General features: G+C 64.0%; 13 protein-coding genes and 1 other RNA gene. 5 read left to right on the top strand and 9 right to left on the bottom strand.

Translation table 11 applies throughout. The features are described from left to right. Positions 1 to 5: 5 nt before the first annotated feature. Positions 6 to 902 (bottom strand): hypothetical protein, encoded by an 897-nt coding sequence (locus ACZ2IA_RS10750; protein WP_470292575.1) that lies wholly within the window; start codon positions 900 to 902, stop codon positions 6 to 8. Between the two features lie 28 nt (positions 903 to 930). Continuing rightward, the gene (locus tag ACZ2IA_RS10745) at positions 931 to 2,136 is read right to left on the bottom strand and encodes a T6SS phospholipase effector Tle1-like catalytic domain-containing protein (protein WP_470292574.1); all 1,206 of its coding nucleotides are present in this window, start codon (positions 2,134 to 2,136) and stop codon (positions 931 to 933) included. 253 nt (positions 2,137 to 2,389) lie between these two features. Here ACZ2IA_RS10745 and ACZ2IA_RS10740 point away from each other — a divergent pair, with 253 nt between their 5' ends. Beyond that, positions 2,390 to 2,992 carry a transglutaminase-like domain-containing protein gene (locus tag ACZ2IA_RS10740; RefSeq protein WP_470292573.1) on the top strand — a complete coding sequence of 201 codons (603 nt, stop codon included), beginning with the start codon at positions 2,390 to 2,392 and terminating at the stop codon, positions 2,990 to 2,992. Then, positions 2,979 to 3,479, top strand: a complete 501-nt coding sequence (locus ACZ2IA_RS10735) for a GNAT family N-acetyltransferase (protein WP_470292572.1) — start codon at positions 2,979 to 2,981, stop codon at positions 3,477 to 3,479. Before ACZ2IA_RS10740 ends, ACZ2IA_RS10735 begins: the two co-directional genes overlap by 14 nt. Positions 3,480 to 3,569: 90 nt before the next feature. On the opposite strand, the gene ACZ2IA_RS10730 is transcribed toward ACZ2IA_RS10735, so the two are convergent. After that, the gene (locus ACZ2IA_RS10730) at positions 3,570 to 4,823 is read right to left on the bottom strand and encodes an esterase-like activity of phytase family protein (protein WP_470292571.1); all 1,254 of its coding nucleotides are present in this window, start codon (positions 4,821 to 4,823) and stop codon (positions 3,570 to 3,572) included. 723 nt (positions 4,824 to 5,546) lie between these two features. Here ACZ2IA_RS10730 and ACZ2IA_RS10725 point away from each other — a divergent pair. Further along, positions 5,547 to 6,641, top strand: a complete 1,095-nt coding sequence (locus ACZ2IA_RS10725) for a porin (protein WP_470292570.1) — start codon at positions 5,547 to 5,549, stop codon at positions 6,639 to 6,641. A 78-nt stretch (positions 6,642 to 6,719) separates the two neighbouring features. On the opposite strand, the gene leuA is transcribed toward ACZ2IA_RS10725, so the two are convergent. From leuA to ACZ2IA_RS10695, 6 genes are all read right to left on the bottom strand, one after another. Continuing rightward, positions 6,720 to 8,426 (bottom strand): 2-isopropylmalate synthase, encoded by a 1,707-nt coding sequence (gene leuA / locus ACZ2IA_RS10720; RefSeq protein ID WP_470292569.1) that lies wholly within the window; start codon positions 8,424 to 8,426, stop codon positions 6,720 to 6,722. Positions 8,427 to 8,750: 324 nt separating this feature from the next. Beyond that, positions 8,751 to 9,779, bottom strand: coding sequence for a UDP-N-acetylmuramate dehydrogenase (murB, locus tag ACZ2IA_RS10715; protein WP_470292568.1), 1,029 nt, complete (start codon positions 9,777 to 9,779; stop codon positions 8,751 to 8,753). Next, positions 9,776 to 11,191: an MATE family efflux transporter gene (locus tag ACZ2IA_RS10710; RefSeq protein ID WP_470292567.1), complete on the bottom strand. Its 1,416-nt coding sequence runs from the start codon at positions 11,189 to 11,191 to the stop codon at positions 9,776 to 9,778. Before ACZ2IA_RS10710 ends, murB begins: the two co-directional genes overlap by 4 nt. An 84-nt stretch (positions 11,192 to 11,275) precedes the next feature. Continuing rightward, a non-coding RNA gene (locus ACZ2IA_RS10705) (sX9 sRNA) lies at positions 11,276 to 11,350 on the bottom strand. Between the two features lie 92 nt (positions 11,351 to 11,442). Then, complete coding sequence (locus ACZ2IA_RS10700; RefSeq protein WP_470292566.1) at positions 11,443 to 11,748, bottom strand: hypothetical protein; 306 nt, start codon at positions 11,746 to 11,748, stop codon at positions 11,443 to 11,445. 315 nt (positions 11,749 to 12,063) lie between these two features. Next, entirely contained in the window at positions 12,064 to 12,774 is a 711-nt protein-coding gene (locus ACZ2IA_RS10695; protein ID WP_470292565.1) for a ribonuclease H-like domain-containing protein, read from the bottom strand. A 220-nt stretch (positions 12,775 to 12,994) separates the two neighbouring features. Between ACZ2IA_RS10695 and pcnB the strand changes: the two genes are divergently transcribed. Continuing rightward, positions 12,995 to 14,338: a polynucleotide adenylyltransferase PcnB gene (gene pcnB / locus ACZ2IA_RS10690; RefSeq protein WP_470292564.1), complete on the top strand. Its 1,344-nt coding sequence runs from the start codon at positions 12,995 to 12,997 to the stop codon at positions 14,336 to 14,338. Next, complete coding sequence (gene folK, locus ACZ2IA_RS10685) at positions 14,335 to 14,823, top strand: 2-amino-4-hydroxy-6-hydroxymethyldihydropteridine diphosphokinase (protein ID WP_470292563.1); 489 nt, start codon at positions 14,335 to 14,337, stop codon at positions 14,821 to 14,823. Before pcnB ends, folK begins: the two co-directional genes overlap by 4 nt. Positions 14,824 to 14,856 lie beyond the last annotated feature (33 nt).

The following is a 14,856-nucleotide window of genomic DNA, read 5'->3' as shown; positions in this document are numbered from 1 at the left end:
CGCGGCTATTTCATCGCCTTGTTGATGATCCGGTCGAGGACGTCGGGGACGAATCTTTCCGCAAAGCCGCTGATAAACGACCAGACCAGTACTTTGGCTGCGGTCATATCCGGCATTTTGGTGATGGGTCGGAACAGTGCATCGATGGAAAGCGTGCTCAAGCTAGGGCCGAGCACAAGGTTTTTATCTTGGTTCGTAGAGGCAGAAAATAGCGCAGAGCCATCGGTGATCAGATTGCTGGCAAAGATCATGTAGAGGACGAACGGGAAGATACAACCGCTGATTAGCGACAAATAGGTCCCCCATTTTCCCCGGTCCAGTTGGACCAGCACCGTTTCCCTATCCAGATCGTCGACCGGCGTCACAATGACCTGTTGCATGCGCCGGGAGATGCTGAAACCGGCTCCAAGCATGCCTGCTACCAGCATCCCAAATGCTAGATAGATGGTCCCCTGTACACCTGGAAGAATGATGGTCAATAGCACCACGGCGGTGAATATGCTACACAGGTATTTTTTCGTGTCGGCGATGAGGCTCTCCCGCCGATCTATGAATCGGTAGTAGCGGAAAATCCAGGTGGAGACAGCCAACACGGCTGAGCGACGTTCCTCAATGTGTAGCGTGGCAGTTGCATCGATTTTCGGTAAATTCTTGCTTGCCTCTTTGGGGAGAATTGCCTGGTAATGGTTGCTTAGGTCGTTCCATATATAGGGTAGTAATGATGGTGGGCAAAGGCCGATTAGTTTTTTTTGTATCTGACACAATGACTCAAAGTCTCCTTTCGATGCATACAGCTCGTTGATAAGTGCCTGGGCACCGAAATTTTTATCCAGCGCCTCCGCCGCACTGATCATATTGAGCAGAGCTAGCCGAAGCTCGTCGTAGATGGCTTTTCTTCTCATGATGGCACCTCATCCTTAGGTGACGGGGTCAGCAAAGCACGGTGCTACCCAGCGCCTGGCAGGTGGTGCCGATACTCAGGTAGTTGTCCAGATTGTGCGGGCGATAGTCGGAGGGTGAGCCGCAAGGGTCGGACATGACTCTGCCGCCTGTGCAGCGGGCCAGCACCGAGCGGCTGACCGACAGGCCGGCGGGAAAGCTGCGTGGCCCGGTCTTGATGCCCGGCAGCGTCCACGGTGGCCGGCTCCAAGGCTGATGCGCTACGCCAAGCGGGTCTGGTGAACAGGGGGTGGGGCTAAGGTGAACACCTTTGGCCGATAGGGTATTGGACATCCATTCCAGTACAAGGTCGGATAATCCGCTTTCATTGTTCATTGCCGGGTAGCCGCCGCCGACATCGGCATGGGCGCCGCAAAACAGCACCTGGGTGACGCGCGGGTCCTGGTCCCACAGGGTCGGGGTGAAATCCACCCGTTGCTCGTCGATCGCAATGGCTTGGAAGCCCTCCTGAACCATGGCGCTCAGCTTCGAGTCGGCGAATTTGAAGGCGTCGATGCGCGTGTCGTTGCTGGCGTATTGAGGAATGCCGAGGGCGCCGACGGTCTCCCATACGGCCACTGCTTGGATCGGTATGTTTTTGACCAGATTGTCCGTCTGCGTCGGCCGAGTGATAAAGGACGGTAAATAAGAAATAATGTTTTCCAGCTTATCTAGCCAGTTTTGATTATTGCCGAGGGCATTTCGTCTGTATTGATACCAAGCGGCGGTGCCCGCTTGATAGGCCTGATCCGGATTGGAGAGGTCGACGCTTTGCGGGTCGAGTAGGCCCTGTGATGAAATCAGCCCGGCCAGGGCTCTGGCCGTGTAAGCGCCGCGGCTGAAGCCGATAATAAATATTCTGTCCCCGGAGAGATAATTTCGGGAGATGAAGGTGTAACCCCTGACGATTCGGATGATGAGACCCGATCCAAACGCCCCGCCAAGCGTCTTGACCAATAAATTGTTTGAATCGCCCACACCATGCAGGTATTTCGCGATCTGTAGGGTTGTCCCGTCGCCGGCTTTTTCTTCTCTTTCCTGTTCGGCGGCGAGGCGATAGCTGTTGAGACTGTCCTGTCCAGACAACCGTAAGAACAGTTTCAGAACATTTGTGGGGTCCGGGATGCCATCGGCGTTTTCATCCTCGCCCGGGCCATTCCAGGTGCCATCGGCGCAGAACAGGATATTCTTCCCCATGACGCTCTCCTTGCCGGTTGTTATTGATCCGATGCCGGAGTTGCATTTTGATTATTAGTATTTCTCGGGTGGTCTATATGCAATGGTGCGATGATCGGCCGCTTTTATCGGCTGGGCGGGGTTGATCTTTATGGTGGTGCCAAAACGGGGAATGGGCTGATAGAGGCCGGGGTGGCTTGCCGTTGTGTTTGTGCGTTGTGAAGACTAAGAAGTGTTATGATTTTGGCATTTTCAACGTAGCGGAGAGCGGGAGATGGAACGGTATTTGGCCCACAGTGAGTGGATCGACTGGCAACACCCGGCGGTAGCCGCCAAGGCGCGCGAACTGGCCGCCGGCGCGCGTGACCCGCAGCAGCTGGCGCAGCGCTGTTTCGAGTTCGTCCGCGACCGCATCCGCCATAGCTGGGACTACTGCGACGATCCGGTCAACCCGGTGACCTGCCGGGCATCCGAGGTGCTGCTGCACGGCACCGGCTATTGCTACGCCAAGAGCCACCTGCTCGCCGCCTTGCTGCGCGCCAACGGCATCCCGGCTGGGCTCTGCTATCAATACCTGTCGCTGGAAGGCGGCGGCGCTCCGTACACCCTGCACGGCCTGAATACCATCCATCTGGAAGGATTCGGCTGGTACCGGATCGATCCGCGCGGCAACAAGCCGGGAGTCGACGCACAGTTCTGTCCGCCGCTGGAGCGGCTGGCTTTTCCGGCTGACGTTAGCGCTGGCGAGCGCGACTTCGCCGCGAACCTGGCCGAACCGCTGCCGGAGGTGGTACGGCTGCTGACCGGCAGTGCAACGGTTCGGGAGGTGTATGCCAATTTGTCCGATCTTGCCGAGACGGCGCGTGAGCCGGCCTGAGTCCCCGCCGCAGATCGCACCGCGGCTAGTGCTGCTGCGCGACCGGCCGGAGCGGCTCGACGAACTGGCCGGTGAGCTGCACGCCGAGTGGGGCGCGTTCGCGCCGTGGGCGTCGCTGGAGATGGTCCGCGCGCGCCTTGCACGCCAGCTCGGCGAGGGCGCAACATTTACCCTGTTGCTGCTCTCAGCACGCGATGAACTGCTCGGCACCGCCAGCGTGAAGTGCCATGAGCTGGACGGCCACCCCGATAAACCCTTCTGGCTCGGTGAAGTCTGGGTGGCGCCGGCGTGGCGTGGTAGCGGCTACGGCCGGGAACTGGTGGTGGCGTGCATCGAACGTGCCCGTCAACTGGGTCTGGCGGCGTTGTATCTCTACACCCCGGATCAGCAGCCGTGGTATCGCCGGTTGGGCTGGCGGGAAACCGAGCAGATCGTGCAGGACGGTGAAACGGTGTCGATCATGCGATTGGAGCTGGCGCCACGCTGAAACCGGCTCGCCACCTCTCAACGCATTCGGCCAACCTTGGCAGCAAGGTTGGCCGAATGTGTTTCGGTGCCGCTCTTTACTAAGGCACTCCTACTTCGGCGGGGCCACGTCGAAGACCAGCAACTGGCTGTTTTCCCCGGCGATGAAGTCGTTGTCGGCGACCAGTATCAGGCTGCGATGGCCGTTGGTCAGGCGCGGCCCCCAGCTCAGCCCTTCGAGGATGCGTGCCGATACGCTGAGCGTGTCGAAGTCGAGCACCAGACGCTTCCTCAGCGGCTGGAAGCTGGCGCCGGCCAGGACGGGGAGGCTGCCGACATCGCTGCCGCTGCGGGTGTCGACCTCATACAGGCGGATGTGGATGCGGTACTGGCCGTTGGCCCCGACCGCCACGCCGCGTTCCAGCACCAGCAGCCGGTTGGTATCGACCGCTAGCACCTCGGAAATCCCGTTCAGGCCGCCCTTGTCGCCGGCCTGCAGGCCGGCGATCGGCTCGATCGGGTAGGCGAACTGGCCGAGCAACTGGCCGTTGCGATCGAGGTGGCTGAGGCGGCTGTAGGTGCCTTGGGTCGCGGTGGGCGGGCTACCGTCCTGATAGAGCGGGCCTTCCATCGCCAGCCATAGCGTCTTGCCGTCGGCCGAAAACGACAGGCCCTCGAACGACAGGTTGTTGCGCACGCCCTGTGTCTGCTGACTCAGATCGACGCGGAACATCGACGGCAACTTCAACTCGCCAAGATAGACGCCGTCGCGGGTGGCGTGGCGCACGAAGGGGTTGAGGGCGATCGCATCCTTGGCCGGCGTGCCGGGCTGGCCGTTGCTGCCCGGTATCGCGGGCGCCGCCGGTTGCCGCAGCCCTTCGCTGCTGTACCAGATGCTGCCGTCTATGGGGTCGATCCGGATCGCTTCGAGATCGGGGATGTCGCCCAGATTGCCGCGCTGCTTGTACTGCGTGGCGTTGGGGTAGGTGGTGCCATCGGCCTGCAGCAAGGCGGTGACGCCGGGCAGGGAGACCGAACCGAACTGTGTGGCGTCGTAACCCAGGTTCAGCGTGTAGAAGCGCGCCGGTGCGAAATCGGACTTGTCGTCGCTGATCGCCAGCCACTGGCCGGTTTTCGGATCGTAGTCGAGGCCGGACAGGCCGCCGACCTGTTGGCCCTGCACCGTCAGGTCGCTGGCGATGCGTTGCTCACCGATCAGCCGCAGTGTGCCGACCGGGCTGCGGTCCTCGATGGTGCTGATGTCGTTGCCCGCACTGCCGCCGCCACTGCCAAGGTCGAGTTGGCAAGCGGAGAGCGATAGTAGCAGTGGCAGGACGAGCACGGATGCCAGGCGGCGGTAGGACATTGTTGAATCGCTTTCTTGTAGGGTGGGCGAGTGGCTAGGATGCTGCGGAAACGGTAGCGATAATGCCAAAGTCATTACAATGGGCGAGTATAAGGAGCGGCGCTTATTTCTATAAATGATCGTTATTGCCATCATTATTTCCGCTTGAACTAAGTGACATCCACAAAACGAGCCATCCACCGCCTGTTTGTCGAAGCTGTCCTGCTGATCGAGCGATTCCCCAGCCGTCTGAAGCCGTTTCGTCGTCTCACCTCCCTATGAGACCCGCCATCCCACTGCTCCAACGCATTCCGCCGCCTTGCTTGTGACCCTGTTGGTCCATGGAAGCACGCGCAGGCACGAAATTGTTCGATAAACGCACTTCATGTCGATTATCGGCATTGACGGTGCTTTTCGCCGAACGGTAAGGTTTATGTAAAGCAGTTATAAGTGCGAACATCGCACACCGATAACAAAGGAGAAGACTGTGTCGTATTGCCTCCCGATTCCCGCGCCGTCCTGACCCGGGGCGGCGGCCGGCCATTCCCTGGCCGGTCCGCTGTGCTTCCCACCCGTTTTTGACCCGTTAGGCCCGTCTAGTCGGACCTAACGATGGCGAACGGCTGCCCGCTTTGTGCCGGCCAGCCGCAGGTGAGGCTGCGCCTGCTTTGACCGATCGGCCGGTTCGCCGACCCCTAGCACCCTCACACAACGACAACGATGCGACGACAAGGAGAAGAGACGATGGGATGGATGGTCAACAAGAGGCCGCTGGCAGCGGCGTGTGCCCTGCTGGCGACACTGGCGCACGCCGACGGCGGCGACGCCGTGGTGATCTACGGCCGGTTTCATCTCGATATCGAGAGCACCCGCGCCGGCAAGGCCGACCAGCCCACCATGAGCAAGGTGCAGAGCGACACGACGCGGATCGGCTTCAAGGGGGCGGAGGACCTGGGCAACGGCCTGAAGGCGATCTGGCAGGTCGAGTCCGGCTTTGCCGCCGATGACGGTTCGAGCGGCCAGCTGGGCAGCCGCGAGACCTTTGTCGGCCTCAGCCACGCCGATCTGGGCATCTTCAAGCTCGGCAACTTCCTGATGCCCTACGACGATCTGCATTACATCGCCGGCAACCTCTTCCAGTACACCACCGGCATCTCGAACGACGGGGCGTTGTGGGCGAACGGCGGCAGCCTCGCCACCGGCGGCTTCGACGCGCGGCTGGGCAACTCGGTCAGCTACCAGACCCCCAGCTGGCGCGGCCTGTCGTCGCGCGTCCAGTACTCGTTCACCACCGGAGCGGGCAGCTCGGAAAGCACCCATGGCGGCGCGTCGGTGGTTTCGGCTAACCTGGTGTACGACAGCGACACCTGGCGCATCGGCTACACGCTGCAGCAGAACCGCGATATGCAGGCGATGTCGGGCAACTACTACCAGAGGGGCTTCGCCAATATGCTGGCGGTCGGCTACAACTTCGGCTCGCTGTACCTGGCCGGGCTGGCCGAGTGGCTGAAGCTTGAGAACATCAACGGCAGCGGCAAGGACAGGACGCGCAATTACGGCAGCGTGCTGGCCAGTTACACGGTCGGCCGCAATGTGTTCTCGGCGCAGTACGGCAAGACCAGCTCCTTCCACGGCGACGCCGGGCTCTCCGACAGCGACGGTCAGCTGGCGTCGGTGGCGTACAACCATGTGCTGAGCAAGACCACGCAGGTCTATCTGCTTTACACGCAGCTGCACAACGGCAGCAACGGCGCCTACGTGCTGGGCGGCAATCCGGGGCTGACGCCGGCGGCAAGCCGCCAGCATTCGGTGGCGCTGGGGATGTGGAAGAACTTCTGACCGCGCCGATCCGAGCCGTCGAGACAAGGCCCGTCGCCGTAGCGACGGGCCTTGTCGTTACCGGCTATTGGCAAGCGGTCAGGCCGTGGCGGTACGGCTCGCGACGGTCTTGATGCCGTTGGCGAGGCAGTGGCGGTTCACCCCGGACAGCACCGCGCGGATCGCCGCGGTGACGATGTCCTTGTCGACGCCGACGCCGAACAGCGTCGCGCCGCCTCGCACGCGCATCTCGATGTAGCAAGCCGCCTGCGCGTCGGCACCGCTGCCGATCGCGTGCTCGTGGTAGTCGAGCACCGTTACCTCGAGCCCCAACACGTTGCTGAGCGCGTTGACGAAGGCGTCGAGCGGGCCGCTGCCGCTGCCCTCGACCGTGCAGCGCATGCCGGCTACCTCCAGTTCGGCGTTGACCATTACCGGTTCGCCGCTGGCACCGCTGACGCGGTGGTGACGGTAGCCGTACGGGGCGCTCTGGTCGAGGTACTCGGACTTGAACAGGCCGTAGATGTCGGCGCCGGTCACCTCCTTGCCGGTCAGGTCGCTGACCCGCTGGATCGCCCGCGAGAACTCGATCTGCAGGCGGCGCGGCAGGTCGAAGCCGTGCTCGTGCTGCAACAGGTAGCTGACGCCGCCCTTGCCGGACTGGCTGTTGACGCGGATCACCGCGTCGTAGCTGCGGCCGACGTCGGCCGGGTCGATCGGCAGGTAGGGCACTTCCCACGGCGCGTCGCTCTTCTGTACCGCCATGCCTTTCTTGATCGCGTCCTGGTGCGAGCCGGAGAAGGCGGTGAACACCAGGTCGCCGGCGTACGGGTGGCGCGGGTGCACCGGCAGGCCGGTGCAGTATTCGGCCACCTGGCGCACCGCGTCGATGTCGGAAAAGTCGAGCCCCGGGTCGATGCCCTGGCTGTACAGGTTGAGCGCCAAGGTCACCAGGTCGACGTTGCCGGTGCGCTCGCCGCTGCCGAACAGGCAGCCTTCCACCCGGTCGGCGCCGGCCATCTGCGCGAGCTCGGCGGCCGCCACCGCTGTGCCGCGGTCGTTGTGCGGGTGTACCGACAGCACGATGCTGTCGCGCCGCGCCAGCTGGCGGTGCATCCACTCGATCTGGTCGGCGTAGGTGTTCGGGGTCGACATCTCGACCGTCGCCGGCAGGTTGAAGATCATCTTGCGCTCCGGCGTCGGCTGCCAGACGGCCGACACCGCGTCGCACACCTCGAGTGCGAAGTCGATTTCGCTCATCGAGAAGGTCTCCGGCGAGTACTCGAACACCCATTCGGTGTCCGGGCGGGCGTCGGTCAACTCCTTGATCAGGCGGGTACCGTTGACGGCCAGCGCTTTCACCTCATCGCGGCTGGCGTGGAACACGATGTCGCGGAAGCTCGGCGCGATCGCGTTATAGAGGTGGACGATGGCGCGGCGGGCGCCACAGAGCGAGTCGACGGTGCGACGGATCAGGTCGTCGCGCGACTGGGTCAGCACCTCGATCGTCACGGCCGCCGGGATGCGGTCTTCCTCGATCAGCTTGCGGACGAAGTCGAAGTCGGTCTGCGAGGCGGACGGGAACGCCACCTCGATTTCCTTCAGGCCGGCGGCGACCAGTGTCTCGAACATTTTCAGTTTCTTGGCGACGCTCATCGGCTCGATCAGCGACTGGTTGCCGTCGCGCAGATCGGTGCTCATCCAGATCGGCGCCTGGGTAATGCGCCGGTTCGGCCACTGGCGGTCGGGCAGGGCGATCGCTTGGAACGCCCGGTACTTGCTGCTGGGGTTAGGGTGCATGCTCATGGTGATTTCCTTGTCTTATGGTTGTGCCGCCACCGTCCGGTTACTGGATCACAGCCACCGGCGATGACCGGTCTTACTTCAGACTGGCGAATTGGAGACAAAACGTCAAAGAAAAATCGTTGCCCATGAGTGAATTGATTGTTAAGAAAGATTTATTGGACAGATTGTCGTAAATTTCGTGGAAAGCAACGACACAATGTCTAATTTTTGATCGATCATGTCGCTTTTGGACAACAGAGGTGGTGGTCGTGGCGGCCCAAAACGCATTCGGCCAACCCTGTGGCACAAGGTTGGCCGAACGCTGGGGTGATGGTGATGAGACGCTCAGAGCACGGTCGGTTCCGGTTCCAGCTCGACGCCATAGCGCGCGCGCACCGTGTCCTGCACGTGCTGCGCCAGTGCGCGGATTTCGCTGCCGCTGGCGCCGCCGTGGTTGACCAGCACCAGCGCCTGTTTCTCGTGCACGCCGGCCGCGCCGCGGCGGTAGCCTTTCAGCCCGGCCTGGTCGATCAGCCACCCGGCGGCGAGCTTCACCTGGCCGTCCGGCGCCGGGTAGTGCGGCAGTGCCGGGAAACGCGCCAGCAGCGCGTCGGCCGAAGCGGCGTCGATTACCGGGTTCTTGAAGAAGCTGCCGGCGTTGCCGAGCACCGCCGGGTCGGGCAGTTTGCTCTGGCGAATCGCGATCACCGCGCGCGCGACGTCCTGCGCGCTCGGGTGGGCGGCCACGCCCCGTGCCTCCAGCTCGCGCTGGATGTCGCCGTAGCCGGTCTTGAGAACGGCATTGCGCGACAGCCGAAACCGCACCGCGGTGACCAGTAGCCGGCCGGCCGCAGCGTGCTTGAACACACTGTCGCGGTAGCCGAAGCGGCAGTCGGCGCCGGTCAGGATCACCGGCTCGCCGCCGCGGGCGAGGTCGGCGCAGACCACGCTGTCCAGCGTATCCTTCACCTCGACGCCGTAGGCGCCGATGTTCTGGATCGGCGCGGCGCCGACCGTGCCGGGGATCAGGCTCAGGTTCTCTAGCCCAGCCCAGCCTTCGGCCAAGGTCTTGCAGACGAAGTCGTGCCAGGTCTCGCCGGCGGCGGCCTCGACCAGCACCCGCTCGCCGTCGTCCTCCAATACCCGCACGCCCTTGAGCGCCACCTGCACCACCAGCCCCGGGTAATCCCGGGTGAACAGCAGGTTGCTGCCGCCGCCCAGCCACAGCACCGGGCCGGCGCGATACGGTTCGCTCGCGAGCAGCGCCGGCAGGTCGCTAAGGTCGCTCAGCGTGGTGAAGTGCCGTGCCCGTACGGCGATGCCGAAGGTGTTGAGCGCGGTCAGCGGGTGATCGGATACGAGGGTGAAGCTCACGGGGTGACAACCTTTTGTTGATGATGCACCAGCCGCTGGCGGCTGGCGTGCGACAGATAACCGACCAGCAGGATCGCCGCGACGGCCAGGCTGATCACCAGCGCGATCCAGAAGCCGTACACGCCTAGTGGCAGCGTCAGGCCGAGAATCGTGCCGTGCGACAGGCCGAGCCAGGTGCCCAGACCCAGTCCTACCCCCCAGAACGACACGGAGTGGATCAGCATAGGAACGGTGGTCAGCTTGTAACCGCGCAGCGCGCCCGAGGCGATGGTCTGGGCGGCGTCGCTGAACTGGAAGAACGCCGCGAAGATCAAGAGTGTCGCGCCGATCGCGATCACCCGCGGGTCGGTCGAGTACATTTCCATGATCGGCGTGCGCAGGATCAGTACCAGGGTGCTGGTCAGCACCGCGGTGGCGAGGCCCACCGCGATGCCGACCGCGCTGATGAGGCGGGCACGGCCGGGGTCTGAGGCGCCGATGCTCTGGCCTACCCGCACCGACAGCGCGACGGCGACGCTCTGCGGCACCATATAGACCAGGCTGCAGAAGTTGATCACCGCCTGCTGGCTCGCCACGTACACCGTGCCGAAGCCGGTGATCAGGAAGGCGATGAAGGTGAACAGGCTGACTTCGACGAAGTACGACAGCCCCATCGGCAGACCGAGGCGCAGGAATTCCTTGAAGCGCGCCGGGCTCGGCCGGCTGAAGCGTTCGGTCAGGCCGAACAGCTTGAAGTAGCGGTTCAGCGCGATGTAGCTAAACAGCGCGATCGCGTTGAACCAGAACACCACCCCGGTCGCCCAACCGCAACCGGCGCCGCCCATCTTCGGCAGGCCGAACAGGCCGTGGATGAAGAGGTAGTTGAGCGGGATGTTGAGTAGCAACGCGGTGATGCTGACGTACATGATCGTCTTGGGCCGGTTCAGGCTCGACGCGTACGCGTGCAGCGCCCGGTGCATCATCGCCGCCGGCATGCCGAGCGCCGCGCCGCTGATGAACAGCATGATCTTGTCTTCGACCTCGTCGGGCAGCGTCAGCCAGTGGCGCAGCAAGGGTTGCAGCGCAAACATCAGCAGCATGCCGAACAGGCCGAGCAGCAGACCGAACCACAGGCCCTGCCGGCCGGTCTCGCCGATGGCCTTCTTGTCGCCGGCGCCGTAGAGCTGCGACAGGATCGGGTTGAGCGAGGTCGCCACGCCCATCAGCGTGACGTAGAGCGTGACGAACACGCCGCTGCCGAGCGCCGCGGCGGCGAGGTCGTTGGTGCTGACCCGGCCGGCCATCACGGTGTCGACGAAACCGGTGCCGACCTGCGCCACCTGTGCGATCAGCATCGGCAAGGCGAGGTGGATCAGGGCGCCTGCTTCGCGCCGGATGTCGGCACGCGGGGCACGCTTGAGCTCGAAGAGCATAAGTCCCGGACTCGAATGAAGAAAAGCCCTCGATTATAGCGTCGAGGGCCTGGCTTTGTCCCGTTGGGGGCGTCTCGGGGAACCTGCCCTCAAAGTGTAGCGAGCGGGTGTCAGCGAGGGGCGGACGGATCGCAGGAACCGGAATGTACTGGAGTACATGAGGATTCCTGATCGCTGAGCGAATCAATAGATTCGCACGCTGACCGCCCAACCCGAGATCACGCCCGCGCAGTAACTTTGAGGGCAGGTTCTCAGTCGTCGAAGCGGATCGGCGGTGTGCGGCGCAGGTCGGCGCTGATCACCAGCGTGGTGCCGAAGCGCGCGTTGATCGCCAGCGCGTCGCCCAGGCCGACTTCGTCGAGCGTCACGGTGTCGTGGTCAAGGTTGGCCGAATAACCCAGTCCGCTGGCGAACTGCACGAGCGCGATCAGCTCGGGCTGTTCGGCCGGGCGGGCGGCGGTGGCGGTTACGCGGCCACACAGCGGGCGCGGGCGTTGCGCGGGGGCGTAGTGGTTCACGGAAAAATCGGTGTAGCGGTCGCTCTGGCAGTCGTACATGGTGGATCCTTTTTGAGTCGGGTAGGCGGTGTTCGCGCGCCCGGCTCGCCGCCAGGCGACGCTTTAGCAGCTTTTGTTTAGGCGCCCTGCAAGTTGTCGATTAAAACGGCGCCGGTGCCACGGCAAGGCCGTGCACCAATACGGTCGATTCGGGAGGGCTGGCGGGATCGAACCGGCATGAAAAAACCCCGCAAGTCAAAACGACGGATGCGGGGTGACCGGTTCCGACGCTTTAGCTGGATTTATTGCCTTCGCGCCCGCAAGCAGTCATCAAATCGGCGCGAGAAAAAGGCTACGCCTCGGGCGAGGGTGCTGTCAAGCGCCGGCAGGGGCCGCCGGCCAGGCGGCCAATAGCGCCTGCCAGCGGGCGTTGCTGTCGGCAGCGAGGCTGTGGCGCAGCGCGCGCAGTGCCTGCTGGCGGTCGGCCGGCGCCAGCTCGCCGCGCAACTGCTCGAAGCACTGTAGCAACTGGTAGAGCGCCAGCGCGTCGGCTTCGGCCAACCCTTCCGGGTGTGCGCCACGACGGCCGGCGAAGCCGCACAGTCGCGCCAACTCGTCGAGCGTGACGCTGCCGTTGGCCGAGTGCGGCGCCAACGCGGCGGCGAGGTCGAGGTGGCCATCGTTGCTACCTGCCAGGCGGCAGAAAGCGGGGGCGACCAGGCCATGCACCAGGGCGCGATGCTGCAGCACCGGCAGCGCGAAACCGACGCCATCCCAGCTGATCAGCTGCGGCTGGTGTTGTTCGATCAGCGCGAACAGGGCGGACAGTTGTGCCGCCTCGTCGCTGCCGTCGCCGGCGAAGCTCGCCAGCGTAAGCTGGCCGTCGGCCTGGCGCAGCACGGCGGCGATCGTCACGACCCGGTGCAGGTGGGGCGGCAGCAGCTCGCCGCCGGTTTCGGCGCGACGACGCTGCAGCGCGAACTCGGCGACGTTCTGATCGCTGATGCTCGCGTCAAAGCCGAACAGACGGCGGAAACCCGGCACGTCGGGGCAGGTTTGCAGAGCAAGGGCAAGAATAGCGGTCACGGTGAGGTGTTCCAAATCGGGCTATCGAATGGCGGCGATTGTAGAGCGAAGTGCCGTCGCGCGCTTGCCGTTGCGCCGCACGGCGGCCGGCACGCTATAACGGATCAGGGCGGCGGCGCCAGGGGGTGCCGGCTGCAGGTGTTTGCCGGCGAGAGATTCAGGCTATAATCTGGCCTTCTTTGCCTTTCTTGCGCATCCTTTCCTTCTTTTTCTTCTCTCAATGATCCGCAAGCTTATCCGACGTGTGCTTAAACTGCCGGCGCTCGGTCGCCGCAGCGTCAAGCCTAAAATCATTCCGTTCAGCCAACACGGCGTGCGCCGCGATGGTCTGAGTTACGCCGCCCGCAAGGTGGTGACCCGCCTGCAGGAAGCCGGCTTCTCCACCTATGTAGTTGGCGGCGCGGTCCGCGACCTGATGCTCGGCGTGCAGCCGAAAGACTTCGATATCGCCACCAGCGCGACGCCCGAGCAGGTGCACCACCTGTTCCGCCGCTCGCGCATCATCGGCCGGCGCTTTCGCATCGTCCACGTGATGGTCGGTCCGGAAACCATCGAGGTGACCACCTTCCGCGGTGGCGAGGTCGGCAGCAAGAGCGATAGCGGCCGGATCATGGCCGACAACACCTACGGCAGCCAGGAAGAGGACGCGCACCGCCGCGACTTCACCGTCAACGCGCTGTTCTACGACCCGTCCGAAGAGACCATCGTCGACTACCATCACGGCGCCAAGGACCTGCACGCCAGGAAGCTGGTGATGATCGGCCCGCCGGCCAAGCGCTACCAGGAAGACCCGGTGCGGATGCTGCGCGCGGTGCGGCTGGCAGCCAAGCTCGGCTTCGAGATCGACGACGCCACCCGCAAGCCGATCGCCGCGCACGCGCACCTGCTGAAGAAGGAACCGCCGGCGCGACTGTTCGATGAGATGTTGAAGCTGTTGCACTCCGGCCACGCCTACGCCTGCCTCAATATGTTGCGCAATGAAGGCCTGTCGCGCGGCGTCTTCCCGCTGCTCGACGCGGTGATGGACGATAGCGGCGGCCAGGCCTTCATCAAGCTGGCATTGGCTTCGACCGACGAGCGCATCCGCGAGGACAAGCCGGTGTCGGTCGGCTTCCTGCTGGCGACGCTGTTGTGGCAGCAGGTCAACCGGCGCTGGCAGACCTTCCAGCAGCAGGGTGACAAGCCGATTCCGGCGCTGATGAGCGCGATGTCCGATATCGAGTCGGAGCAGGACAACGACTTCGCGATCCCGCGCCGTTTCAGCGCGACGATGCGCGAGATCTGGACGCTGCAGCCGCGTTTCGACAGCCGGGTCGGCCAGCGGCCGTTCCGCCTGTTGGAGCAGCCGCGCTTCCGTGCCGCCTACGACTTCCTGATGCTGCGCGCCGAAGTCGGCGAGGTGCCGAAGAGCCTGGCCAAGTGGTGGGGCGACTTCCAGAGCGCCGACGACGACGAGCGGCTCGAGATGATCCGCACCGTCAAGGACGAGCCGGCTGCCGGCACCGCGCAACGCAAGCGCCGTCGCCGTCGCAAGCCTGCTGGGCAGGGCGGAGGCGAGGCATGAGCCGCGCCTATATCGCGCTGGGCAGCAATCTCGAGGCGCCGGCCGAGCAGGTGCGCGCCGCGCTGGCGGCGTTGGCCGAAAGCGCGGGCGTGCGCCTGGTGCGCGCCTCGTCGCTGTACCGCACCGCGCCGGTCGGCTACCTCGACCAGCCCGACTTCATCAACGCGGTGGCCGAGCTCGACACCACGCTCACGCCGCACCAGCTGCTCGACACGCTGATGGCGGTCGAGACCCGCTTCGGCCGGGTGCGCACCTTCCGCAACGCGCCGCGGGTGCTCGACCTCGACGTGTTGCTGTTCGACGACGTGACGCTCGATGACGAACGCCTGACTGTGCCGCACCCGCGCATGCACGAGCGCGCCTTCGTGCTGGTGCCGCTCGCCGAGATCGCGCCGGATATCGCCGTGGGCGAGCATGGTACGGCGGCTCAGCTTGCCGCCGGCTTGGCCTGCGACGACATCCAAAAGCATGACGACGCCGCCTGAAGCGGCGCGCTAGACCAAAACCCGGGGGAAACA

The sequence above is a fragment of the Crenobacter sp. CS_VA4 genome (genome assembly GCF_055597485.1).
Note: the sequence above shows the minus strand (reverse complement) of the source record. Positions and strands in the feature narration are given on the sequence as shown.